This window comes from Mangrovibacterium sp., from assembly GCF_059905295.1.
This window is the reverse complement of record NZ_JBZQJF010000274.1, coordinates 13,762-39,722: the sequence shown is the minus strand read 5'-3', so window position 1 is coordinate 39,722 and position 25,961 is coordinate 13,762. Positions and strand designations below refer to the sequence as shown.

Sequence of the window (25,961 nt, the reverse complement as noted above, 5' to 3'; positions counted from 1 at the left end):
TTTATTCGACGGTATGAGCCGTAAAAACGAGATTCGCGAATACAGTTCGATGAAGGAAAGCATTAGTCTTATGAAAGAGCAGGCTGTACAGGATATTCGGATTTTGGTACGCAAGCATTACCAGGAATTGGAAAAACATGCCGAGCAGGTTACCGCACTGGAAAAAGATGTGGCTTTTGCCGGGGAACTGCTACGGGTTCGTGAAAAAGCCTTTGTTGAAGGCTTTGGAAAGTCTGCCGATGTTGTTGATGCCAATCTCTACCTTTCGGCAATTCGGCTAAAAAGACTGCAAGCCCTTTACGAATATGATGTCACACTGGCATCCTTGCTCGAAACCTGTGGCGAGAGTTCCCGGTTCGATACTTATATTCCTGAAAATTAACCAAACAAGATTGAAAAAATAAGCACGATATGAAGAAGAAGCAAAACTCAAATATGCTGATTGCCGCGATTTTGATTGCGGTGGTGGTTGCTTTGGCATTCTGGTTTATGTTGAAGCCCAAAGTTTATTACATACAAGGCCAGGTTGAAGCAAAACAAGTACGGGTATCGCCTGAAATTCCAGGAAAAGTACTGAAATTGCTCGTTGAAGAAGGAGATGCAGTTAAGCCTGGACAACTACTGGCAGTGATGAAAACCACAACAATTGATGCCAAACTACAACAGGCACAAGCAGCTCATGAGGCAGCATTAGCTCAACTGGAAAAAGCGGATGCCGGAGCTCGTACTGAGCAGGTGTCGGCTGCATATAACATATGGCAACAAGCCGAAGCAGCTTCGGATCTGGCCAATAAAACCTACGAGCGGGTAACTAATTTGTACAACGAAAAAGTATTGCCGGAGCAGAAGCGAGACGAAGCTTACACGCAGAAAATAGCCCTTCGAAAACAGGCAGATGCAGCCAAGGCAAATTACGAAATGGCTAAAAACGGCGCTCGACTGGAGGATAAGAAAGCTGCAGCAGCTTTAGTACAGCAAGCCCAGGGAGCAGTAAATGAGGTTGAAAGTTATAAGAATGAAGCTCAAGTTGTGGCTCCGGTTGCAGGCGAGGTTCAGGAAGTTATTCCCGAGGCCGGAGAATTGGTGAATGCGGGTTATCCCATCGTGAATATTGTCGACTTAAACGATGTTTGGGTTATTTTGAATATTCGGGAGGATTATATGAATAACTTCCGAAAAGGAGAGAAATTTCAGGGGACAGTTCCGGCTTTGGGTAACCAGAAGGTTCAGTTCGAAGTTCGTAATATCGCCCCTTTGGCTGATTTTGCAACCTGGACAGCAACCCGGGCGCAAGGCGACTTCGATCGTCGAACATTTCAAATCAAAGCTTATCCGGTAAATCAGGTCGACGGTCTTCGTCCCGGGATGAGTGTGCTTGTTGAACAATCGACCATGGACTAAAATCCGGCATATGAATAACGGGTTTGTAAGGGTATTTTACACGGAATGGAAGAAATTCTTCCGCACACCTCGACTAATGGTTTGGGTGCTGGCTGTGCCATTGCTTATTTTCTTCTTTTTCGGTGCTTTATTTCAGAATGGTGTTCCTCGTGACTTACCTGTCAATGTGGTCGATTACGATAATTCAGCCTTGTCGAGACAACTGTTGCGCTTTGTTGATGCATCACCGATAATGACTATTACGCAGCATTGTACAAATGAAGCTGAAGCACAACGGGCTTTGCGTCGTTCCGATGTATTTGCCACGGTTGTCATTCCATCCGATTTTGAAAAGGCTATCTACCAAGGGAAGAGTCCGAAAGCAATATGCTATGAAAACGGGCAGTTCATCCTGCCTGCAGGCTTAATACAGAGTGCGTTTATGACCACTGTCGGAACTTTCTCGGCAGGTATAAAGTTGGATAAACGACAGAAACAGGGACAAACATACGGACAGGCATTCAGCGATATCAGTAACTTGCAAATTGATAAACACATTTTGTATAATCCTTACATGAACTACAGCTATTATCTGAACCTGGCGATGCTTCCGATGATGTTTCAAATCGTGGTCATGGTTGTTTCAGCTTATGTGCTCGGTTTGGTGATGAAACGTAGGAAGGCTGAGAAGCTTTACCAATTGGGTAATGAGCATGTGTGGTCGGTCCTGGCCGGTAAGTTGTTGCCTTATACCTTGCTCTTCCTGTTTATGGGCTGGTTTATGAATGTTTTTCTCTTCTATTCGATTGGAGTTCCAATGCGAGGATCGGTTATTAATATTTTATTGGTGACAACATTAATGATCCTGGCTTATCAAGCGATGGCGGTGTTTTTTGTGTCGTTTTCTAAAAATCTGAGGTCAGCGCTGACTTTCGGAGGGGGATTTTCGGCCCTGGCATTTTCTTTTTCAGGCTATACCTTCCCGGCTGACGGCATTCCTAAATCGATGGTTCTTCTCGGGCAGGTATTCCCCTATACACACTTTATGAAAGCCTATGTTAATATTGCGATTAAGGGGCTGCCACTGGTAAATTCTGCAGGTTGGCTGGTGGCGCTGCTGGGTTTTGTTGTTATTGGGCTTTTATCGGTGCCTAAATTTTCAAAATTGCTAAAGAATAATGGATATGAACCGGAATACTGATCATAGACAAATAGGCGTTTGTGCAAAGTTGTGGTATGCATTGAAAAATGAGTACCGATTTCTGTTCCGCGATGTGGCAGTGGTCTTCTCCATGTTGTTCATTGCCATTGTCATCTCTTTCGTTTACACCTATATTTATTCCAATCAGGTGCTAAGCGGACTTCCGGTTGCAGTGGTCGATCACGACCAGACAACCGAAAGCCGAATGTTGACCCGGATGTTGGATGCAACACCACAGGTTGATGCTTCTTTTGTGGTAGCCAACTTTAGCGATGCTGAAACTTTATTTGATGAAGGAAAGGCAAAAGGAATTGTTGTTATCCCAAATCATTTCGGACGGGACTTGAACCGGCAGGATCAACCTTCTGTTTCTGTTTTTGCCGATGCCTCTTATATCTTGTACTATAAGCAGGTTTATAAGGCCATGTCGTTGGTAACGGCTTATATGAATGCAGGTATCGAACTTAGTAAGTTAAAAGCGAAAGGAAAAGCTGAATCGGAAGCCTTGCAAAATGTCAGTCCGATACAAACGAAAATTGTTGGATTGTTTAATCCGGATTCGGGCTATGCCATTTTCGTCATGCCCGCTGTTTTCCTGGTGATAATACAAACCACGATGCTAACCGGAATCGGATTGTTGGGAGGAACTTTTAGGGAACAAAAGCGTTTTGTCAATTTGCATACCGAGGTGAATGGGATCTGGGATGCCATTGCAATTGTTCTAGGAAAAGCTATTGCCTACACATCAGTCGGCCTTTTCGTTTTTACAATAATTGTTGGAATGGTACTTCCCTTATTCGATATGCCCCAGCGCGGAAGTATTCCGGATTTGTACTTGTTTATTCTGCCATACCTGTTGACAATTTCATTTTTAGGAATTACGCTAAATCGGTTTTTTCGCCATCGGGAAGATGCTGTTATGACCATTATCTTTACATCGATTCCTGTACTTCTGCTTTGCGGTGTGTCCTGGCCTGTAGCCGAGATTCCATCCTTTTTGGCCGGTTTAGCACAATTGATTCCGTCCAGTGTAGCAACCAAAGGCTTTGTGGCAATCAGTCAGGCTGGTAGCCGACTTGGTGAAGTAAATGATGTTTGGCTCCATGTTTGGATTCTATGTGCCTTTTATTTTATTCTTTCCATATTCACAATGAGAAGATTGCTGAAGAAAGTGACTGTGTGATCAATCCCTGTTGGCAGCCCGATCTTTGGAGTTTTTTTGTTTGAATAGAAGCCTTGGTTTTTCGAAATCAAGGCTTTTTATCGATCCTTATTTTTATACTTATAGGCGGCGATGATGGTTTGAAGCATCATCAATAAAGCGGTTAGAATTCTCCGTACCAGCTTGTTGGTTAACAGGGAACCGATCTTTTCGAAAAATCGGGGGTACTTCTGAAGTACCCCTCCTCACCTCAAAGGTGACTCGAGTCAGCTCTGAACCAACTTGAGTGAGCAAAATGGTGACTCTCGTTGGCTCTGAACAGACTCGAGTGAGCAAAATGGTAACTGCAGTAGGTTCGGAGCTAACTCGAATGAGTAAAAAAACGACTTCAGTTAGTTCCGAATCGACACGAGTCTGTAAAGAGCTAACTGTAGTTAGTTACGAGGTGGATAATCCAAACAATTCATTGGAACAGTATCCGTTGGTTTAATAACGTGGGTATTTATTTCGGCAGAGACTGTTTTATTGGCTTTGCCTTTGTCTAAAATGAAAATATCTCCGGGTGGTTGTGGGTTTCAGATCCTTTTTTACATTCTGATTTTCGTATCGACCGATGGTGTTTCGGGTTTCTCATGCATCCTTGATGGAACGGCTTTTTTTAGCACCTCCAATAAAGCTTTTGCATTTCTTTTGAGACCTGTTGTTTGTAAATAAGCAGCGCTGATTTCGCGGGTAGGCACAGGTGCTTCAAGATCCTTGATCATATTTTCAAATTCGGCCGGTATGTTACTGGTCGCCAGTTCCGGTACAAAGGTCATTCCGCCCTGGTTTTCGACAATCCGTTTCAGCGATTCAATGGAGTTGGAGGCGTATTGAAAAGGAAGCTCTGAGTTGTTCAAATCCTGTACCTGGCAAACCGAATTTACCTGGTTTTGAAAACAGTTGCCCTCGTGCAAATACCAAAGTTGGTCTAAGCTCAATTGATCCAACTCAATTTTATCTGCTTTATAAAGCGGGTGTTTTTCTGAAATATACAAGAAAAAGCGTTCATAAAAAAGAGGCATAAATCCAATGTTTTTGGCTTTTAGAGGGGTAGCGATAATTCCCAAATCGAGTTTGTTATGAGCCAGTTGGTCAATAATACTCTCGCTATTCAACTCTTCAATGTGCAGTTTTATTCCGGGGTACTGTTTTGTCATTTCATCGATAAATAGCGGAACAAGATAGGGTGAAAGCGTTGGAATAATCCCAATTCGTAATTTCCCTTCTACCTGTCCTTCCATATCCAAGCTCAATTGCTCCAGATCTTCGACCAACTGCACTATTTGTAATGCTTTTTCATAAAAGACTTCTCCTTCCCGGGTCAATGCCATCGGTTTCTTGGTTCGTTCAAACATCTTAAACTCGTATTCTTCCTCCAATTTCTGCATTTGTAGGCTTAACGCGGGCTGACTGATTTGCAATGTTTTTGCAGCTTTCGAGAAATTCTGAGATCGAACAAGTTCGATGAGATATTTTAACTGATTGAATTTCATTTGTTATAAGGTTAGCTAATAGAAGTATAAAAATAATAAATAATGCTTATTCTATATTTGTATTAACAAAAAACAAGGAAACATTAACATTTAAAATTTTAGAACATGAAAACACAAGTTAAAAACAACACCGTAAACGAAGTAATTGTAAACGAGTTGAATCAATTCTTAGCAGACCTGCAAATTCACTATCAGAATCTGAGAGCGTTTCACTGGAATGTGAAAGGAAATATGTTTTTTGTATTGCATGAGAAATTTGAAGAGTATTACACTGAAACTGCAGATGTAATTGACGAAGTTGCAGAGCGTATTTTGATGATTGGTGGCAAACCTTTGCATTCGTTTTCCGATTATTTGGTTCACGCTTCGCTTGAAGAAATTAAAGATGTTACGGATGGCATAACAGCTGTTGAACATGTTGTTGACCAGTCGGTAACACTTCTAGTACAGATGAGTAAAATTCAGGCTGATGCGGCTGATCGTGGAGATGAAGCTACCAATGCTATGTTTAGCGAATTAATTAGCAATACCGAGAAAAAATGTTGGATGCTACGTACATTTCTGGCGTAACCAAATTGCATAAAATGAAAAAGGGATCCAATGGGTCCCTTTTTTCGATTCTATATTTGGTTAGTGAATGACGTCTATAATTGATTCATCCTCGGTGATTTCACCATCTGAGATGGTAATTGCAGTTTCGATAATCGCTAAATGAGAATAGGCTTGTGGAAAATTCCCGAGCATGCGCTTGGTTTGAAAATCCAAATCCTCGCTAAACAGTCCAAGGTGATTGGAGTAGCCTAGCAATGTTTTAAATTTTTGGATAGCTTCTTCTCTTCGGCCAATTTTGTATAAGCTTTTGATAAGCCAGAAAGAACAAATCGTAAAGGCTGATTTGGGTGTGCCGAAATCGTCCTGGTTTTTGTAGCGGAACATTAATCCGTTATGCTCCAGCTCTTTTTGGATGGCGGTTACCGTATCTACAAATCGCTGATCCTTGGCATCAATAAAACCGTATGACTCCATTAAAAGTACCGAAGCATCTAAATCTTCAGTTCCATAAGCTTGAGTGAACGCTTTTTTATTTTCGGACCAGGCCTTTTGGTGTATGTCTGCCTCAATTTTATCGCGAAGTTTCGTCCAGTTTACAATGCAATAGTGGCGTTTTAGTAGTCCGGCAATTTTCACGGCTCGGTCAATAGCAGCCCAACAAAGCACCTTGCTGAAGGTAAAATGTTTGTTTTCGCTACGTATTTCCCAAATTCCACGGTCGGGCTTTTGCCAGTTGTTTTTGACAACATTAACGATATTCCGGACGATTGTCCAAAGCTCCTCGCTGTGTTCCAGACTGGTTGAATAAAGGTAGAAATGTTGGTAAATAACGTCCAGCAGGATTCCGTAAATGTCATTCTGCTTTTGTTTGTAGGCTGCATTGCCAATACGAACGGGGTGCGAATTTTCGTAGCCTGAAAAATGAGAAAGAATTTGTTCTGTTAATTTCTTTTCACCCTTGATGCCATACATGATTTGCATCTTTTCATCTTTCTCCGGCAAAATATCAATGATGAAGTTGAGGTAGTGACGAGCCATTCGGTAGTGTCCCAATGAAGTCATGTTCTTTACAACCATCGATGCATCACGAATCCAGCAGAAGCGGTAGTCCCAGTTGCGTTCTTCGCCAATTGTTTCGGGGAGCGAAGTGGTAAGGGCCGCTAATATTGCTCCGCTCTTATCAAAACTCAACATTTTTAGTGTTAGGGCACTACGGATAATTTCTTCCTGAAAATGCTTGTAGAATGTTGTTCTCTCCGACCAGTTAAGCCAATAAACTTTTGTTCTTTCCAGCTTTAGTTGTGACCGTCGGACATCCTGGTGAAGCAATTTTTGGTTGTAGCTAATCAGGCAATAACCGTCCTGGGTCAGTTTTACAGGCTTTGAGCCATCGAATATGCTTAGATCAAAATTGGAGTATAGGTACAGTGAATCGTAGGGCCCCTTGGTGGTTGCCGATTTTAAATATTCTTCTTTAATGGTTTGCTTGGTGCCTGGTATGCCATACTCCAGTTTGGGATTGTAGTGCAGATATATTTCCGGATCGCCGACAATGTGTTTAAAGTAACGAATGAGGTCGGGCGGCGTGTAATAGGATTGATTTTGGTCGATTCGGTAGCGGGGCATAAAATCATGAACCTCAAAAACACCATCGAGACAATGGAAACGGGTTACTAAAATATTTGTTCTTGGGATGTAATGCTGACTCGTTCTTTCCAGGTATTTAGGTTGTACCGAAAAAAAGCCACCCCGGTCTTTGTCAAGTATTGACGCAAAGACTGAGGAGGAATTAAACTGCGGCAAACAGAGCCATTCAACTGTTCCTTGTTCTGAAATGAGGGCTGCACTTCTGCAGTTTCCAACAATTCCGTAATTTAAATTATCCATAGTCAATTTTTAGTCCTGTGTTAAAAGCAGCGAGGTGTTGACATTTTGTTAACTCGCCGATTTTGATTAAATTTGAAGCTCACATTCAGCTTATTCGCCGGTGTGAATTGTTTCGATTTTCGAACCTCTCGAATCAATTCTTTCAAATTTAAGCATTATGGTCTGAAGCACCTATTTTTATTCAGATTTAATCAAAATGCTATTTATCTCACCAACATTTTGCAGCCGAATATGTTGAATCATTAGGGCATTACTGATCATTGAAATGATTTAAGATAAAATAAAACAGAGACTTATGAACAGAATTCATATTGTATCCAATCGGTTACCAATAAGTATAAAACAAGATGAAGATGGCTTCTCGTTTACCCCGAGTGTTGGGGGATTGGCAACCGGAATGCGCTCGATTTATAAAGAGTTTGGGGGGCAATGGATTGGTTGGTCCGGTATCCCATCAGATGATTTAGAAGATACTCAAATAGCGCAAATTGATGAAAAGCTTCAGGAAGAAAATTGCCAGGCAGTTCATCTTACCGGCGAAGAAATTAACCTTTACTACGAAGGCTTTAGCAATGATGTTATTTGGCCGCTATTCCATTATTTTACACAACATATTGAGTATAACCCCGATTATTGGGAGGCTTACAAAGCCGTTAATCAAAAATTTGCCGATAAGGTACTGGAGGTCGCTGAGCCCGGAGATACGATTTGGGTACACGATTATCAGTTGCTGCTTGTGCCGCAAATGATTCGCGATAAAATGCCGGATGTAACAATAGGCTTTTTTCTGCATATCCCATTTCCTTCGTTCGAAGTATTTCGGATTCTACCTTGGCGGAAGGAGTTGATTACCGGTATTCTTGGTGCCGATCTAATTGGTTTCCATACCTATGATTACGAGCGACATTTCTTTAGTTCGGTACGTCGATTATTGGGTTACGAGGTATCTTTCAATCAAATTCACGTTGAGAACAGAATTATTCTGGCAGATGCGTTCCCAATGGGGATCGACTATTCCAAGTTTAAGAATATGGCGAGTAAGGTTTTCCGTAAGTCGTTACCCGAAAAATCAGAGTTGCATAAAGAACTTGAGAAGTATTTCCTGATGGCTCCGGATCGTAAATTAATTTTGTCGATCGACAGGCTGGATTATACTAAAGGAATTCCGAACCGGATTCGGGCGTTTGAGTATTTTCTGGAGAAATATCCGGAATATCGCAATCGGGTTACGTTAATAATGCTGGTTGTTCCATCGCGTGCCGAAGTGGAACAATATAAATTATTGAGGAGCGAGATTGACGAACTTGTAGGTCGGATCAATGGACGCTTTGGACGAATCAATTATACGCCGATTTGGTATTTCTACCGATCACTGCCTTTTGAAAGTCTGATTGAGCTCTACAGTTCGTGTGATGTCGCTTTGGTAACTCCTGTTCGCGATGGGATGAACCTGGTGGCGAAAGAATACATTGCTTCACGGATTAACCAAACAGGCGTCATGGTCATCAGTGAGATGGCCGGTGTTGCAAAAGAATTGGGTGAAGCCATCATTATCAACCCGAATAACGAGCCTGAAATTGGTGAAGCACTTTACCAGGCATTAAATATGCCATTGGAAGAGCAACGCGAGCGGATGGGGGCTCTTCAGCAACGAATTAGCCGGTACGATGTATTTAAGTGGGCATCGGAGTTTGTTAAATCCTTGAAGAAAGTAGAGGCTATTCAACAAAACTTCTTAGCTAAAAAGATAACTCCGAATGTGCGGAAAGACTTGGTAGCAAAGTTTAAAGCAGCAACGAAAAGAGCCATTTTTCTGGATTATGACGGAACATTGGTTGGCTTTAAAAATGATCCTCAAGCAGCTAAGCCCGACGAAGAACTTCATGAAATTTTAACGGCCTTAGAAAGCGATCCGAGCAATATGGTAACCATCATTAGCGGACGCGACCGGGATACGCTGGAAAGATGGCTCGGAAATCACAAGGTTAATCTGATAACTGAGCATGGTGTGTGGCTGCGTCGTATCGGTGGCGAATGGGAGATGATTGAAAACCTGAATGCGAATTGGAAACCTTTGATCAGACCATTGCTGGAATCGTATGTCGACCGAACCCCGGGAACCTTTATCGAAGAGAAAAACTACTCCCTGGTATGGCATTTCCGTAAGGCTGAGCCGGAACAAGGAGAGTTGCGTGCCAACGAATTGAAAGACGAGTTGCATACGATGGTTGCCAACCATAACCTCGAAATTATGGAAGGAAATAAGGTGATTGAGGTGAAAGCCGGCGGCATCAACAAAGGGGTTGCAGCCTTACGTTTTCTGAATAATCAGCAGGTGGACAGCATCATTGCTATTGGTGATGACTGGACGGATGAATACATGTTCCGCGAATTACCGGAAACAGCAGTAACCGTAAAAGTCGGGTTGAAAAATACAGCTGCTTCTTATAAAGTAGAGTCTGTAAATTCGGTTCGTACATTGCTGAAATCGCTGATCGAGTAAGCACTTCAAATTAACATAGCATCAAAAGCGGAATCTGTTTCAGACTCCGCTTTTTTCATTAGCTTTGATCGGGAAAGCTTATAACTAGCAATAACAAATTAGAATGACCATGCGAACAATAATCGCTTCAGTTTTATTTTTTTTGATCGGATTTGGCTCAGTGTGTGCGCAAGATTCCATCAATCAATTGGATGGTAGTGGTAAAAAACAAGGTTATTGGCAAAAGATGCAGCCTAACGGAAAGCCACTTTACAAGGGATATTTTAAAGATGATAAGCCGATTGGTGAATGGAAGCGTTATCACGAAAATGGCATTCTAAAAGCTCAGATCAACTATTCGGAAACCTCCGACACGGCAATTGTTAGCTTGTTTGATAATGTAGGAAATAAAGTAGCTCAAGGCTCTTACCTTGGGAAAACAAAGGCCGGGCATTGGGAATATTTTAATAAAGGGAAGAAAGTTTCGGAAGAGAACTATCAAAACGGAAAAAAAAATGGACCGGCCAAGACCTACTATCCATCGGGGGAGTTGTTTGTTGAAACCAATTATATTGATGGTGTGGAAGATGGTGTTTACCGGGCCTTTTATAAATCGGGAAAGGTATATTTCGAAAGCCAGATGAAGAACGGCAAGCGAGACGGCTATTGCCAGATTTTTCACCCAAACGGAGAATTGGAAACAGATGCGCATTACAAGTCCGGAGTTCGCGAGGATACCTGGAAATACTACGATGAAGACGGAAAGTTCAACTACGCTTTGATTTATGAACAAGGATTGATTCAAAATAAGTCGGTTTTAGATAGTGTTGAACAGGTTCGCTACAGTAAGTTGGATGCAAACCGGAATAAGATAGTAGATCCGGAGAAATTCATGCAAGATCCAATGCAATACATGATGCAAACCGGAATTCGTTGATTTTATGCTTCGAAAACGGCTGATAGGATTCGTGTTACTATGCTTACTTTGTACAAGTGTAGTAGAAGCTCAATCGGTCGTTAATTATTATTGGGTTGCCTTTGCCGATAAAGCAGGAACTGAATTTTCTATTGATGCTCCCGAACAATTCTTGTCGGCCAGGGCAATTGAGCGTCGCCGGGCGCAAGGCATTGCCATTGATGAATCTGATCTGCCGGTTTCTACTGTTTATATGGATAGATTGAGGGATCTTGGCGCGACGGTTGGTTTGCAATCGCGTTGGCTAAATGGTTGTACCATTCAGGCGGATTCTGCTTTGGCAGTAAGGATTGACAGCTTGGGCTTTGTAATTCAGGTTCAGCTAACCAAGCCAGGGCTAATTTCGGAATCTTTTCATCAGAAATGGAGTGATGAGCAGAATGCTGCTTCAATTGATACCTCGTTGTATGGAGGTTCGGTTTTCCAGGTTGGCCAATTGAATGGTCAGTATCTGCATAACCAAAACTATAAGGGGGCCGGTATGCAAATTGCTGTTCTGGATGGCGGTTTCTACAAGGTGAATGAATATGCTGCTTTTGCAAATTTGATTGCAGAGTCGCGACTACTTGGAATCCGGGATTTTGTGAGTCCCGGGAATGATATTTTTGGGGAACATTACCATGGGATGAGTGTGCTTTCAACCATGGCCGTGAACGACGAAGGCGAATTGATTGGTACAGCGCCGGAGGCATCCTATTACTTGTTTCGAACCGAAGATGTTTCGTCCGAATTTTTGATTGAGGAGGATAATTGGGTCGCTGCTGCAGAGTATGCTGATTCGCTCGGTGTTGATGTGATTAACTCCTCGCTGGGCTATTCTGAGTTTGACGATTCTACGATGAATCACACATATACCGATATGAACGGGAAAACGACACGTGTGACCCGAGCTGCAAATATAGCTGTACAAAAAGGAATGTTGGTGTGTGCCAGTGCCGGGAATGAGGCTAACGACAGCTGGCGATACATCGTTGCTCCGTCGGACGGCGATATGGTTCTTGGGGTCGGAGCAGTGGGGAAAAACGGAAACTGGGCTTCGTTCAGCTCACTGGGACCGGCTGCCGATGGCGACGTAAAACCAAATGTTGCTGCACTGGGCCGGGGGACTTGCGTTATTAATTCTGCAGGATCAATCGGACAGCTGAATGGCACTTCTTTTTCATCTCCTGTTATGGCCGGCATGGCGGCTTGCTTGTGGCAGGCCAACCCGGATGTTACAGTATTGCAACTGAAAGAAGCTATCGAACACAGCGCTAACCAGTATCTCTCTCCTGATTCGTTGTTGGGATACGGAATACCCAACTTTGAACTTGCCGACCAGTTACTAAAACAAGAGGCTTTAATAGCGATTGATGGTTCTACAATAGAATCGAACTGGACTGTTTACCCAAATCCGGTTACCAACGAATTATACCTGGTGAAAAAGGGGGAAGTAAAAGATCATTTCATCGAATTTCGGTTAATAAATATAGAAGGAGTGCTCGTTTGGCAGCAAAAATTGTCTTCATCAAATGCTGTTTTTAAAACGAACTTAGGTGGTTTGCCATGTGGTTTGTATATTGCCCGTATACAGGATGGAGAAGAACAAATAACGATGAAATTGGTTAAAATAGACCAATAAACGAAAAGAAAATTCAGGAGATGAAAGAGACTCAACTCTCGTTGCTGGAGCTTAATCAGCTGATAAAAGATACATTGGAGGATGCTTTCTCTGGCTTGGTGTGGGTGAAAGCCGAAATCAGTGAGATGACGGTGAACCGTACCGGACATTGTTACCTGGAATTGGTTGAGGTCGACCCTTCAACAAAAAGTGTTTTGGCCAGAGCAAGGGCAACAATTTGGTCGTATAGTTTCCGAATGTTGCGTCCCTATTTTGAAACGACAACCGGGCAGGCTTTTGGGCAGGGCATTAAGGTGCTGGTAAGTGCCAAAGTAGAATATCATCCGGTTTACGGATTGAGCTTAAACATTCGCGATATCGATCCTACTTACACCATGGGAGATATGGCACGCAAACGACGAGAGATTATTCAGCAGCTGCAGGAAGATGGTGTTTACGATATGAACCGGGAATTGCAGTTGCCACTGGTTCCGCAGCGTGTTGCGATTATTTCGTCACCAACGGCAGCGGGTTTGCAAGACTTTATGAACCAGCTGGAGAATAATCCGGCTAACATTCATTTTTACACGAAACTGTTTCCGGCCGTTATGCAGGGAACTGAAACTGCTGCATCCATCATCAATGCCCTGGAATTGGTTTTTCAATATGAAGATTTCTTCGATGTTGTTTGTATTATTCGGGGCGGGGGAGCACAGCTTGACTTGGCCAGTTTCGATCATTACGAATTGGCTTATCATGTGGCGCAATTTCCGATCCCTGTGATCACAGGTATTGGCCACGATAAAGACGAGACCGTAATCGATTTGGTGGCACATACCAAAATGAAAACACCAACAGCTGTTGCCGAGTTTCTGGTGACCGGAGCTGAAACGTTTGAGCAGATGTTGCTTGAGCTCGAAAGTCGCTTTGTAGACATGGTGCAGGAACGACTGGAAGAGGAACAGAATTACCTGGAAGAAGCTGTTTCGACCCTGAAGCTGGGGGTTCGGCAGTTGGTTACAGAGGAAGAGCATCGCTTTGAAATCAACCGGATCCAGCTTCGAAGTAATGCACCCAAGCTACTGAAAGTGAAAAATGATCGCTTTCAGAAATACTCACAGCGGCTTTCTGGTGCTGGCCAACGCCTGCTGAAGGATGAAATGTACGACTTGCAAAAGAAAATAGGAGAATTGCAGTATCGTAGTCAGCGCCTGTTCCGGAATGGACAGTCTAAGCTGGATGAAAGTACGCATGTGCTGAAGATTAGAATGACTGATGGCTTCCGTTTGCAAAAAAACAAATTGGAAACTTTTGAAGTGAAGAAGCGCCTGGTAGACCCGGTTCGTGTGTTGCAACGGGGTTATAGCCTTGCATATAAAAACGGGAAAATCATTAAATCGGTAACCGAACTAAGTGAAGGCGACGAGCTGCAAACCCGTTTGGCTGATGGTCGCGTAATAAGTAGAATCATTAAAAAAGAATAAATATGGCACCTAAGAAATTGAGTTATAAAGAAGCTGTAGAGGAGATTGACGAGATTCTGGAGAAAATTGAAAATGAAGAACTGGATGTTGATGAGCTCTCGGAGAAAGTAAAACGTGTTTCAACGCTGATTAAATTCTGTAAGGAGAAGTTGCATAAAACACAGGAAGAGGTTGAAAATATTTTGAAGGAAATGGACGAATAAAATTAAAACTCAGGTCAAATGATTACACAAATAGACGAGAATGCAGCACTGATATTGATTGATTTGCAAAAAGGAATTGCCAAAGATACCGCACACCCGGTTGAGCAGATTCTTGCAAATGCCGTAAAATTGATTGATGCTTTTCGGGAGAAAAACCTACCGGTTGTGCTGGTGACGGTTAACCCGAATGGTTCAAAATTTATTAACTGCCGAATTGAGGGGGGCAGACCATTAGCTCCTCAAGGAACTGTTCCCCTTCCGGATGACTTTGCCGATTTGGTTCCCCAGATAAAAGCTCATGAGCGGGATCTGTTGGTTCGAAAACACAACTGGAATGCCTTTTACAATACGCATCTGCATGAATTATTGCAGCAGTTGGGAATTTCCAATATTGTACTTGGTGGCATTTCAACCAGTATTGGTGTTGAAGGTACTGCACGTGCGGCGAGCGAGTTTGGTTACAATCAAACTTTTGCGATAGATGCGATGAGTGACAAGGTGAAGGAAGCTCACGACTGTACCATGAATTATATTCTGCCGCGACTGGGAGAGATGGGAACAACCGACGAGATTATTACAATGTTAAACAAATAGTTTCTGGAAAAAGAGGGGATAAGCAGGCGTCGGATAAAGTTTAAGAAGTGAGGGATAGTCATCCTCTGTTGAAATATTGTCTCTATTTTGCTGGTTTTTGCTAAAAATCAGCTGTTTATTTTAAGGTCAGAATTAAGTGTTGTCGTTTTATTCGAAAATTAGATTACCTTTGCAGCCTCAAATCTGGCGCTAGGTGGCAAGGGGGCTATTGCAAGGTATATTTTTTTGTCATCAGTGCTGTTTGGATTACGCGTGCGGTTTGCACATTAAATTTTTAGTACACGAAGATGACATTTGATGAAACGGGCTTAAAGCCCGAACTGCTGAGTGCTATTTCAGAAATGGGATTTCAGCAACCTACACCTATCCAGGAAAAAACGATTCCTCACCTTTTACAAGCCGAAAATGACCTGATTGCTTTAGCGCAAACAGGAACTGGTAAAACTGCAGCATTTGGATTGCCTTTGTTGCATAATGTCGACTTGAGTAAAAAATCAGTTCAAGCGTTGGTGCTTTGCCCGACACGCGAGTTGTGTCTGCAAATTTCGAGAGATTTGGAGAGTTTCTCTAAAAACCTTCGGGGATTTAAGAATATCGCTGTGTATGGTGGTACCGATATCTCAAAGCAGATTCGCGAGTTGCGTAGTGGTGGACAAATTGTTGTTGGTACGCCTGGCCGTGTGAACGACCTTATCCGTCGTAACGTGCTCAACGTTGGTGAAATTCGGTGGTTAGTCTTGGATGAAGCTGACGAAATGCTGACCATGGGCTTTAAGGATGAGCTGGATGCGATTTTGGCCAACACGCCATCGACCAAGCAAACCTTGTTGTTCTCGGCAACCATGCCTGCCGAAATTGCCGATATGTCTCACAAGTACTTGCATAATCCGGATGAAATTTCTGTTGGAAAACGGAACCAGGGGTCGGATAATGTAGAGCATCATTATTATTTGGTACATGCAAAAGACAAGTATTTGACATTGAAGCGTATTGCGGATAACTACCCGGACTGTTATGCGATTGTTTTCTGTCGCACACGGATGGAAACCCGCGACATTGCGGAGAAGTTAATGGCTGACGGCTATAATGCCGACGCATTGCATGGCGACCTGTCGCAGGCACAACGTGACCAGGTGATGGCCAGGTTCCGCAATAAAAACCTGCAAATGCTGGTTGCAACCGATGTTGCTGCCCGCGGGTTGGACGTGAACGAACTGACACATGCTATTAACTATAGCTTGCCTGATGATCCGGAAGTCTACATTCATCGTAGCGGCCGTACCGGTCGTGCCGGGAAGAAAGGGATTTCGGTTTCAATTATCAATATGCGCGAAACTGGTAAAGTTCGTCAGATTGAAAAGATTTCTCAGAAACGTTTTGAGCGGAAAATGGTTCCGGGTGGAGATGAGATTTGCGAAGTTCAGTTGATGCACCTGATTGATCGCGTGGTGCAAATCGAGGTCGATGATAAACGGATCAATCCGTATATGGACGCTATCAAAGAGAAGTTTGGTGATTTGGAGCCCGATGAAATTCTGAAGCGTTTTGTCTCGGTTGAATTTAACCGTTTTATCGAGTACTACCGCAATGCGCCCGATTTGAACGTGAAAGAAAGAGAACCTCGTGGTCGCGATCGAAGAGGTGATCGTGACGGAGATCGTGTTCATTTTTCTCGTTTGTTTATTAACGCCGGTAAAAAGCAAAATCTGAATGCTTCCCGTTTACTGGGAATGATTAATGAAAACCTTCGAAGAAAGAATATTGAAATCGGAAAGATTGACATTCAACGTAAGTTTTCATTCTTCGAAATTGATAGCCGCTTTGAAGCGGATTTGATCAAGAGCATGAATCATTTCACGCTGGATGGACATAGCGTGAAGGTCGATCGCGTTACCGGTGATGGTCCCGGCGGATTCCAGCGTTCAAGAGGACGTAAAAAGGATTTCGGCGGAAATAAAGGAAACTATTCAGGAAATAAAAAAAGACAACGCTAAGGCTGTCTTTCGAAAAATAAAAAACGGTTGTATCAACTTTAAATAAGGAGATGCAACCGTTTCTTTTTGGTACGAGGATCGTCATAAATTCCGAACAATCCCCAAACAAAAACTAATAATCTGATTTAGTTAACTTCGTGAAGAAGTTGTTCTGCACGTTCAAGTATTTGTGTGTCATCTAATAAAACAATTCCTCCATTAGGCCCTGGTTCAACGTGTATCCCAACTGATCGCCCGCGATCGTAATTCGATCCTCCAAAATAATTCCTGACGGTTTCGACTTCAATATGAAATTCATCTGCAATCTTGTGAATTGCGCCGGCAGGCAAACTGTCTTTGATTTTACGAAGCTCGTTGAAGGTGATTTTTCTCTCCATGGCGGTAAAATTTTAATGGTTTGAAATCTGTGTTAACTCCTATAAAGTTAAAATTAATAATTTAATAATGTGTTGTTTTGGAGAGATGGGCGGTGTACTGAGATTGTTGATAAGATGGAGAATGAGAAAATGTAACCTTTTTGAAGCGCTGTACTTCTTGCAGAGTGGGAGATTGGGGAGGTGTATTGGGTTGGAAAAGTCGAAAATGTTAGAAAACATTTTAACAACTTTTAATAGTCTTTCATTCCTCTGAATAGGGCATCGTATATGGCTTGGTGCATGGCAGGGCGAATATTCAGGCGGCTAAGTTTGTTGTTGTTGCGGGTGGGATAAACCCGGTTTGAAAGAAAAACGAGAAGAATTTTATACTTAGGATCCATCCAAACAAAGGTGCCGGTAAAGCCTGTGTGTCCAAAACTCTCCGGACTGGCATCAACGGCCGGAAAAGCATGTTCCAATGTGTTTTTGTAATTGTCGATGAATGGTTTGTCGAAACCCAGACCACGTCGGTTGTCGTTTTTGGGATACTGAACGCGTGTAAATTCAGCCATTGAGGTTGAATCCAGGTAGCTGATACCTCCGTAATGTCCGAATTGCAGGTACATCTGCATCAGTTTGGCCAAATCGTTTGCGTTAGTAAACAGGCCGGCATTTCCCGAAACGCCACCAAGCATACTGGCACTTTCGTCGTGCACATACCCCCGGAGCAATTCGTGGCGAAAATCATTGTCCTGCTCTGTTGGAACAATTTGGGAGAGCGGAAAGTGCTGGTAAGCATTGTACGTGATATTTTGGGCGCCCAACGGATTGTAAAAGTTTTGTTTTAAGTATTGCTCGTAATTCTGGTGGGTTAATTCTGAAATAACTTTGGGAAAAATGATAAAACCCAGGTCCGAGTAGGTGTATTTTATTCGGGGAAGGAGTGGCGAGTTTTTTATTTCGTCATACATCCGCTGAATGTTGTGGTGATCCATATAAAGATGAGAACATACCCGGATGTTATAATCCTTATCAGGCATTTCCCGAAAAACAGCAGATCTTAGGTTCCCGTTTTTTTTTAGCTCGTTTTGCCAAAATGGTATCCAGGGTTTCAGCCGGGCTTGATGGGCAAGTATTTGGCGCGACGTTATTTTTTCTTTATCGGTTCCCCGGAACGGTGGCCAGTAGAATGAAAAGGGCATGTCGAGCTTAAACTTCTTTTCGTCATATAGTTTGATTAAGGCTGGTAGGACTCCTGTAATTTTGGTTACCGACGCAATGTCGTAGATTGAATTCTCGGTTATTTTTTCCTTTTTATCGTAAGTGTAATAGCCGTACGATTTGTCAAGTATTACTTTGCCGTCTACCGCAATAAGAACCTGGCATCCGGGATAAGCTTTTTGGTTGATACCCAAATCTGCAATGCTGTCGATCCGTCGTTCCAGGTAGCTTGAAGATATTTTTACTTCCTCCGGGATAGTGTATTTTAATCGATCTGTCTTTTTAGTGTCAATGCCATCATTCATTCTGAAGTAAGCATTCACATTTACCGGTAGTTTGCCAGTAGTGCCAATGGAGCCAAATATCGCTTGTGCTGCCAGTTCTTCGGTAATTTGGTTTTCCTGGTAAGTCAACAGGAGGCCGTCCGCAGTTTCTATGCCGTTTATTTTGTCCAGTGCATAGGCATTTCCGAATACAGAAACAATGAGCTTCTTTGCTTTCATTTTTCGAATGAATTCTCCCATTGCCGCTGAAGTTCCGTAATTTTTTGTTGGCGTAAGGTTGAGGTTGTGAATGCCGCAGATTACAAGGTTGTAAGGTTGTAGTTGTTTGATCAGTTGGTCGACCTCAGCACTAGTTGCTTCTTTTTTCAGGTTGAAGGTGGTAACTTTTGTGTAGCGCCCCGCCATCTTTTGAAAAGCAGTTTCGGAAACTCTTCCGATTGAAACGACTGCTACATTTAAAGTATCCAATCGCATCAGAGGCATTAGCTGGTTGCGGTTGATAAGCGTTGTGATGCTTTCTTCGTGCAAGAGACGTTGCGTTAACTCATAAACAGGCTTATTCAGGTCTTGCTGTAAATTCGTTGGGTTGACTGTTTTTAAAGAATCAAGTCCCATCCATTTCTTGAGCGCAAGTATCTTACGGCAATGTTGGTTAATTGCTTCTTCGCTGATTTGTTTCGTTTGTACCGCATTAGTTACTGCTGCAATAGCCTGGTTTAAATCAGGGACAATCTCAAGCATGTCGTTACCGGCTTTTACGGCTAGTACTGCAGCTTTGCCCGGTTGGTAAAGACGGGTAACTCCCTGCATGTTCATGGCATCGGTGAACACCATGCCTCCAAAACCGAATTTCGTGATTAAGAGGCCTTGGACAATTCGGGGAGACAAAGAGGCCGGTAGCTTTACGTTGGGCTCCAGGGCCGGAACCTGAATATGCGCTGTCATAACCCCACCGATCCCTTGGAGTATTAATTTTTTGAAGGGATACATCTCAACGGCGTTTAAGCGCGTGGTGTCATGTTTTATCACAGGTAGGCCCAGATGCGAATCAACGTTTGTATCGCCGTGTCCCGGGAAATGTTTAGCAACAGCCAATAGACCAGCATCCTGCATACCTTTGGCATAAAGAAATGCTTTTCGGGCAACATTTTCCGGGTTTTCTCCAAAACTGCGGTAATTGATAACCGGATTGTTGGGGTTATTATTCACATCGCTTACCGGAGCAAAATTAATGTGTACTCCAATCCGGCGAAACTGACTGCCAATCTCTTTTCCCATTTGGTAAATCAGACTGTCGTTCTGAATCGCTCCTAAAGCCATTTGTACCGGATATTTTGGTGTATTTTTTAATCGGAAAGCCGGTCCCCATTCTCCGTCAATGGCAATAAGAAGAGGTATAGGGCTAGCTTCCTGAAATTTATTGGTCATTTCAACCTGTCGGGGAGCTGTTCCTTGCATGAAAATAACGCCCCCAACTTGGTGGTTTCGAATATCATTCAAAACGGCATCAGGAGTTTTCCCTTCGGAACTATAGGCTTGAACAATAAAAAGTTGGCCGATTTTTTGTTCTAATGACATGGAGTTCATTAAGCTGTCGACCCATTGATCGTGCAAGTGTTGCAGGAATGCTGGCTTGTCCTGTGCTGATAAGTGAGTATATGGAAAGCTAAGTGCAACTATAAAAAATAGCGCAATACGAAGGTATTTCATAGTTATCTGTTTTCATTTTCAAAATTAATAAAGTTTACCCGATTGTTGAAAAGCAGATTGAATTAAAACTGAATTATTACATTCGTAGGGATTAAAGAAAAAGGTATGAAAATTTTATTGTTTATAGCGTTTTTTACGGTCATTACAGGACAAGTGAGTGCTCAGAAGATTGTTTGCGGTGCCGATCAGCCGGAGAAGTATTTAGGACTTCTTGAAGGAAAGCATATTGGCTTGGTTGTTAATCAAAGCTCCCGTGTGGGTAATGTACATTTACTCGATTTTTTATTGAGTAAGGATATCAATGTTAAAAAGATCTTTAGTCCGGAGCATGGTTTCAGGGGGGATGCCGATGCCGGTGAACACGTTAGCGATCAGAAGGATGAGAAGACCGGTTTGCCGGTTATTTCGCTTTATGGGGACAATAAAAAACCAAAACCTGACCAGTTGAGTGGTTTGGATCTTCTTGTTTTTGACATTCAGGATGTTGGTGTTCGGTTTTATACTTACCTGAGTACGCTTCATTATGTGATGGAGGCTTGTGCGGAACAAAATATTCCCTTGTTGCTTCTGGATCGGCCAAACCCGAATGGTGACTATGTGGCAGGACCTGTTTTAAAACCGGAGTTTCAATCGTTTGTTGGAATGCATCCGATCCCTGTTGTCCATGGATGTACCTTGGGTGAACTGGCTCAAATGATCAACGGACAAGGGTGGCTCAAAAACCATGTGACTTGTAAGTTAACCGTTATTCCTGTAGCCAATTATACGCATAAAATGAGTTATTCACTGCCTATTAAACCATCACCGAACTTGCCGGATGACTTGTCTATCCGCTTATACCCATCGCTGTGTTTTTTCGAAGCAACGAACATGAGTATTGGTCGGGGAACGTATTTCCCTTTTCAGGTTATTGGATACCCTGATCCACGAATGGGTGAATTTCAATTTACCCCGAAGAGTATTCCGGGAATGGCCAAGAATCCTAAGCAAGAAGGGAAAGTTTGTTATGGCGAAGATTTGAGAACTGAAAAAATTGATGATCGGTTTACGCTTGAATATTTTCTCCGTTACTACAAACAATTTCCAAATGAATCAGACTTTCTAAGTTCAGTCCGGTGGTTTAATCTTTTGGCAGGTACCGATGAGGTTTTGGAGATGATAAGAGAAGGGGCTACATTAAAGGAAATAGAGGATTCGTGGAAACCGGATTTGGATCAATATAAAAAGATGAGAAAAAAATATTTGCTCTACTCTGAATAAAAAAAACGCTGGTCCCTTATATAAACCGGGAGGTCTCAATATTAGCTGAATATGAATTGTTTTAGGTTGTTCTGCTGAATTGAAAGAAATGTTAAAATTTGTGAAAATCATTTCGTACTTTAGCATACTATCAGCAGGAAAAACTCGTTAAACCTAAAACAAGCTTTTGAAAAAGTTAGTCTATATATCTTTAATCATCCTGTCTTTGGTATATCTTGTTTCTTGCGAGGATGAGAAGTATACAACAGCTACTGACGTTAAGCTTGAGTTTTCTGTCGATACAGTCATGTTCGATACAATTTTTACAGAGGTTGGTTCTACCACGCAACATCTCAAAGTCTACAACCGATGTGATCAGGCTGTAAAAGTTTCCGGAATAAGATTAATTGGTGGCGAAGATTCTGATTTCCGACTCAATATTAATGGTATACCTTCCGATGAGTTGACTGACCTGGAGATACCTGCTAACGACAGCATTTATATTTTTGTTGAAGTGACGATTGATCCGCTTGGTGAAAACCAACCGATTGTAGTAAAGGATTCAATTGAGTTTTTGACCAATACAAATTTGCAGTATGTGAAGTTGGTTGCTTGGGGGCAAGATATTGAGTTGGTTGAAGCTACCATAAATAATGACACCGAATGGACTGATCAGAGGCCCTATGTTGTTTATGCCAATACGTTGGTTGATAAAGACGCAACGTTGACGATAAACCCCGGTGCACGAATCTATTTTCATGCATCTACGGGATTATATGTGAAAGGCAAGTTGCTGGTTGCTGGTACGCAGGAAAAACCGGTGATATTTCAGGCCGACCGCTTGGAAGAGGCGTACAAAGATGTTCCTGATCAGTGGAATGGGATATTCTTGTATTCCGGAAGCCATGATAACGCGATTAGTTATGCTGAAATTAAAAACGCCAATATTGGTTTGCAGGTTGGTAATATTGAAAATGAAGGTTATGCATCTGTCAGTATTCAGAATACACAGATATACAACCACTCGTATGCGGGAATTTTTGCTTTAAAATCGAAAATTACAGCCTATAACACCTTAATTTATAATTGTGGCTATTATGCTGCGGCTCTTTTAATTGGGGGTGAATACGAGTTTTATCATACCACTATTGCGAATTATTGGGGAGGTTATACAGCACGAACACGTTCTACTTCCTCGTTGATGATTTCGGATCATGTTATTGTCGATCAGGCTGATGGCTCGAAATTGACCTACTCGGGAGATCTGACAAAAGCCTATTTTGCCAATAGTATTGTTACCGGTAATATCATCACCGGCAATGAAGTTGAGTTGGCAAGATTGGGTGAATTGGAATTCAATTATTATTTCGATCACTGTTTACTTAGCCTGGCAGATACCGCAAATGTTGATAATCCCAAGTATTACCGTAATATACTTAAGAATGCTCAGCCTCGATTTATCGATCCTTATGTGAAAATGAATTTCCAGTTGGATACGCTGAGTGATGCGAAAGATGCCGGTTCGTCCGAAATCGGCAAGCTATTTCCTTACGATTTACTCCATCAAAATCGTACGCTGGATGCAGGTCCCGATCTTGGAGCATATGAACGAGTGGAAGAAGTGGCTGAATAGTCTGTTGCTTTTTCTTCTATTTATTTCTGTGTGCATGAATGTTAATGCTCAGTCTGAAAATGAAGATGCTGCCTTTTCTGTACTTTTTTATAATGTCGAGAATTTATTCGATATAAAAAATGATTCTTTAACTGAGGATGATGAGTTTTGTCCGGGAGGGATGAGGAATTGGAATGTTTATCGAATGAACGATAAACTCAATAAACTATCGAAAGTCATTACAGCTTCTTCGGGTTTTCATGTTCCGGCAATTGTGGGTTTATGTGAAGTCGAAAACCGATGGATCCTGGAGCAATTAACCCAAAAGACAATATTAAATCGCTTTAACTACCGGATTATTCATAAAGATTCCCCGGATGAACGAGGAATCGATATTGCCCTGCTTTACCGTCCCGAGGAAGTTACTCCACTCCAGTATAAATATCATCCGCTTGTGACAAAAGGAGGAGATACGCTAAGTAGCCGGGAAATTTTAGAGGCCGAATTTCAGATTGAGGAAGATACCTTGTCTGTTTTTATCAATCACTGGCCCTCGCGGTACAGAGGGCAGGCTGAAACTGAGCCGGATCGTATGTTGGCAGCTCAAACCCTTAAGGCTTCCGTGTTGGCAGTTTATGAGCGAAATTCAAATGCAAAGGTGATCATTATGGGAGATTTCAACGATCAACCGGATAATGTGAGTTTGAGTCAAGGCCTCCAAGCTGTATCGGAAGATAATCCGTTAGTTGAAGGAGAACTTGTTAATTTGTCTGTAAACTGGGTTCCTGCCGGTACGCTTAAACATCAGAATACTTGGCAAATTTTCGATCAGGTAATTGTATCCGATTACTTGCTGACAAAAAATAAACTCAGTACCACGACATCGAATGCCCGGATTGTAAACTTACCTTTCTTATTTGAAGAGGATGAACGATGGGGTGGAAAACGATTATTCCGTACTTATCGTGGGTATAAGTATACCGGAGGATTTTCCGATCATCTTCCGGTTTTATTGAAGCTTAGTTACGCAAACTAAGCTTGTATAGGATGCAGTCCCATCTCGGATGCTTTTTGCAGCATATATCTAACCGCTTCATCGTGGTTGTTGTGAATTTCTCCCTCCAGAATGGCCTCTTTTATGGCATTTTTAATGTCTCCGACTTCCCGACAGGGTTTTAAACCGAATGTTTCCATGATTTCTTCTCCGGAGACTGGTGGTTGGAAATTACGAATATGATCCCGTTCTTCCAGATCTTTTAGCTTTTCGCGCACTAACTGGAAGTTTCTCATATAACGTTTTACTTTCTCCGCATTTTTGGAAGTAATGTCGGCTTCACAAAGTGTCATTAAGTCGTCAATATCATCACCGGCCTCAAAAAGCAAGCGGCGAACTGCCGAATCGGTTACCTCTTCCTCGGAAAGAACGATTGGACGCATGTGTAAGGAAACCATCTTTTGGATGTATTTCATTTTTTCGTTCATGGGTAACTTCATGCGCCGGAAAAGCTTAGGGATCATTTTTTCACCTACGTGGTTATGCGCGTGAAAAGTCCAACCTGTTCCAGGAGCAAAACGTTTTGTTCTCGGTTTTCCAATGTCATGCAAAATCGCAGACCAACGAAGCCAAAGATTATTTGTATTTGGCACAATGCGATCCAACACCTCCAAAGTATGGTAAAAATTGTCTTTATGTGCAACCCCGGCTTTTTCGTCAATCCCTTTCATTTTTGCTAATTCCGGGAAGATGAGTGGTAATAAGCCTGTTTTGTCCAGTAATTTAAAGCCAATTGATGGTTTGTCGGAGAGGATAATCTTGTTCAACTCTTCAATAATCCGCTCTTTCGAGATGATCTCGATTCGGTGATTGTAGTCGCAAATTGCCTGCAGGGTTTTTTCTTCAATCTTAAAGTTCAGTTGTGTTGCAAACCGAATAGCTCGCATCATCCGAAGCGGGTCGTCTGAGAATGTAATACCCGGTTCAAGTGGTGTGCGAATAATCTTGTTCTCAATATCGGCTATTCCTCCAAACGGGTCGATCAATTCCCCAAAATTATCTTTATTCAATCCAAGAGCCAGTGCATTAATTGTAAAGTCCCGCCTTTTTTGGTCGTCCTCGAGCGTTCCATCTTCTACAATTGGTTTGCGTGAATCGTGTGTGTACGATTCCTTACGGGCACCAACAAATTCAACTTCCAGACCACCATTTTTAATCATGGCAGTACCAAAGTTTTTGAAAACACTTACCGGTGTTTTGGGGCCCAGTCGTTTGGCAATACGTTTGGCTAATTCAATTCCGCTGCCGAGGGTGACAACGTCGATATCTTTTGAGTTTCGCTGAAGGATTAAATCTCGTACAAAACCACCGATTACAAAACAAGCTTGTCCAAGCTGATCGGCTTCCTCCGAGATGATTGAAAATATAGGGGCTTCTAAATGCTCTTTCATGAAATATAACGACCTTTTTTAACGATCATAAAGGTATAAACATG

The 25,961-nt window shown here is 42.3% G+C and carries 20 protein-coding genes; 15 read left to right on the top strand and 5 right to left on the bottom strand.

The window, feature by feature from the left end; all coding sequences use genetic code 11:
- The 4 genes from AC37HE_RS14145 to AC37HE_RS14130 all read left to right on the top strand — a co-directional run.
- A partial coding sequence (locus AC37HE_RS14145) for a TolC family protein (RefSeq protein WP_500783500.1) occupies positions 1–382 on the top strand: 382 nt, incomplete at its 5' end.
- 29 nt (positions 383–411) lie between these two features.
- Positions 412–1,401, top strand: a complete 990-nt coding sequence (locus AC37HE_RS14140; protein ID WP_500783499.1) for an HlyD family secretion protein — start codon at positions 412–414, stop codon at positions 1,399–1,401.
- A gap of 10 nt (positions 1,402–1,411) precedes the next feature.
- Positions 1,412–2,581, top strand: coding sequence for an ABC transporter permease (locus tag AC37HE_RS14135; RefSeq protein ID WP_500783498.1), 1,170 nt, complete (start codon positions 1,412–1,414; stop codon positions 2,579–2,581).
- Positions 2,565–3,764: an ABC transporter permease gene (locus tag AC37HE_RS14130; RefSeq protein WP_500783497.1), complete on the top strand. Its 1,200-nt coding sequence runs from the start codon at positions 2,565–2,567 to the stop codon at positions 3,762–3,764. Before AC37HE_RS14135 ends, AC37HE_RS14130 begins: the two co-directional genes overlap by 17 nt.
- A 566-nt stretch (positions 3,765–4,330) precedes the next feature.
- On the opposite strand, the gene AC37HE_RS14125 is transcribed toward AC37HE_RS14130, so the two are convergent.
- Positions 4,331–5,278, bottom strand: coding sequence for a LysR family transcriptional regulator (locus tag AC37HE_RS14125; RefSeq protein ID WP_500783496.1), 948 nt, complete (start codon positions 5,276–5,278; stop codon positions 4,331–4,333).
- Positions 5,279–5,383: 105 nt separating this feature from the next.
- On the opposite strand from AC37HE_RS14125, the gene AC37HE_RS14120 reads away from it, so the two are divergent.
- Positions 5,384–5,848 carry a Dps family protein gene (locus AC37HE_RS14120; protein ID WP_500783495.1) on the top strand — a complete coding sequence of 155 codons (465 nt, stop codon included), beginning with the start codon at positions 5,384–5,386 and terminating at the stop codon, positions 5,846–5,848.
- Positions 5,849–5,908: 60 nt separating this feature from the next.
- On the opposite strand, the gene AC37HE_RS14115 is transcribed toward AC37HE_RS14120, so the two are convergent.
- The gene (locus tag AC37HE_RS14115; RefSeq protein WP_500783494.1) at positions 5,909–7,717 is read right to left on the bottom strand and encodes a glycoside hydrolase family 15 protein; all 1,809 of its coding nucleotides are present in this window, start codon (positions 7,715–7,717) and stop codon (positions 5,909–5,911) included.
- A 295-nt stretch (positions 7,718–8,012) separates the two neighbouring features.
- Here AC37HE_RS14115 and AC37HE_RS14110 point away from each other — a divergent pair, with 295 nt between their 5' ends.
- The 7 genes from AC37HE_RS14110 (at position 8,013) to AC37HE_RS14080 (ending at position 17,050) form a co-directional block, all read left to right on the top strand.
- On the top strand, positions 8,013–10,220 hold the full coding sequence (locus tag AC37HE_RS14110; protein WP_500783493.1) for a bifunctional alpha,alpha-trehalose-phosphate synthase (UDP-forming)/trehalose-phosphatase: 2,208 nt from the start codon (positions 8,013–8,015) through the stop codon (positions 10,218–10,220).
- Between the two features lie 109 nt (positions 10,221–10,329).
- A complete protein-coding gene (locus AC37HE_RS14105; protein WP_500783492.1) occupies positions 10,330–11,136 on the top strand; it encodes a toxin-antitoxin system YwqK family antitoxin in 807 nt (268 codons plus the stop codon).
- A gap of 4 nt (positions 11,137–11,140) precedes the next feature.
- The gene (locus tag AC37HE_RS14100) at positions 11,141–12,796 is read left to right on the top strand and encodes a S8 family serine peptidase (RefSeq protein WP_500783491.1); all 1,656 of its coding nucleotides are present in this window, start codon (positions 11,141–11,143) and stop codon (positions 12,794–12,796) included.
- A gap of 20 nt (positions 12,797–12,816) precedes the next feature.
- The gene (xseA, locus tag AC37HE_RS14095) at positions 12,817–14,259 is read left to right on the top strand and encodes an exodeoxyribonuclease VII large subunit (protein WP_500783490.1); all 1,443 of its coding nucleotides are present in this window, start codon (positions 12,817–12,819) and stop codon (positions 14,257–14,259) included.
- Positions 14,260–14,261: 2 nt separating this feature from the next.
- A complete protein-coding gene (xseB, locus tag AC37HE_RS14090; protein WP_500783489.1) occupies positions 14,262–14,462 on the top strand; it encodes an exodeoxyribonuclease VII small subunit in 201 nt (66 codons plus the stop codon).
- 18 nt (positions 14,463–14,480) lie between these two features.
- Entirely contained in the window at positions 14,481–15,056 is a 576-nt protein-coding gene (locus tag AC37HE_RS14085; RefSeq protein WP_500783488.1) for an isochorismatase family protein, read from the top strand.
- Between the two features lie 287 nt (positions 15,057–15,343).
- On the top strand, positions 15,344–17,050 hold the full coding sequence (locus AC37HE_RS14080) for a DEAD/DEAH box helicase (protein ID WP_500783487.1): 1,707 nt from the start codon (positions 15,344–15,346) through the stop codon (positions 17,048–17,050).
- Between the two features lie 125 nt (positions 17,051–17,175).
- Here the strand turns inward: AC37HE_RS14080 and AC37HE_RS14075 are convergent, their stop codons facing one another.
- Positions 17,176–17,427, bottom strand: coding sequence for a DNA-binding protein (locus AC37HE_RS14075; RefSeq protein WP_500783486.1), 252 nt, complete (start codon positions 17,425–17,427; stop codon positions 17,176–17,178).
- A gap of 230 nt (positions 17,428–17,657) precedes the next feature.
- Positions 17,658–20,621, bottom strand: coding sequence for a serine hydrolase domain-containing protein (locus tag AC37HE_RS14070; RefSeq protein ID WP_500783485.1), 2,964 nt, complete (start codon positions 20,619–20,621; stop codon positions 17,658–17,660).
- Positions 20,622–20,726: 105 nt separating this feature from the next.
- Between AC37HE_RS14070 and AC37HE_RS14065 the strand changes: the two genes are divergently transcribed.
- The 3 genes from AC37HE_RS14065 to AC37HE_RS14055 all read left to right on the top strand — a co-directional run bounded on the left by AC37HE_RS14065 (position 20,727) and on the right by AC37HE_RS14055 (position 24,508).
- A complete protein-coding gene (locus tag AC37HE_RS14065) occupies positions 20,727–21,881 on the top strand; it encodes an exo-beta-N-acetylmuramidase NamZ family protein (protein WP_500783484.1) in 1,155 nt (384 codons plus the stop codon).
- Between the two features lie 166 nt (positions 21,882–22,047).
- Positions 22,048–23,493, top strand: coding sequence for a right-handed parallel beta-helix repeat-containing protein (locus AC37HE_RS14060; RefSeq protein ID WP_500783483.1), 1,446 nt, complete (start codon positions 22,048–22,050; stop codon positions 23,491–23,493).
- Positions 23,375–24,508 (top strand): endonuclease/exonuclease/phosphatase family protein, encoded by a 1,134-nt coding sequence (locus tag AC37HE_RS14055; protein WP_500783501.1) that lies wholly within the window; start codon positions 23,375–23,377, stop codon positions 24,506–24,508. The genes AC37HE_RS14060 and AC37HE_RS14055 overlap by 119 nt, the downstream gene beginning before the upstream one ends.
- On the opposite strand, the gene AC37HE_RS14050 is transcribed toward AC37HE_RS14055, so the two are convergent.
- Entirely contained in the window at positions 24,505–25,917 is a 1,413-nt protein-coding gene (locus AC37HE_RS14050) for a CCA tRNA nucleotidyltransferase (protein ID WP_500783482.1), read from the bottom strand. The two genes, AC37HE_RS14055 and AC37HE_RS14050, sit on opposite strands and share 4 nt — an antisense overlap.
- Between the last annotated feature and the right edge of the window lie 44 nt (positions 25,918–25,961).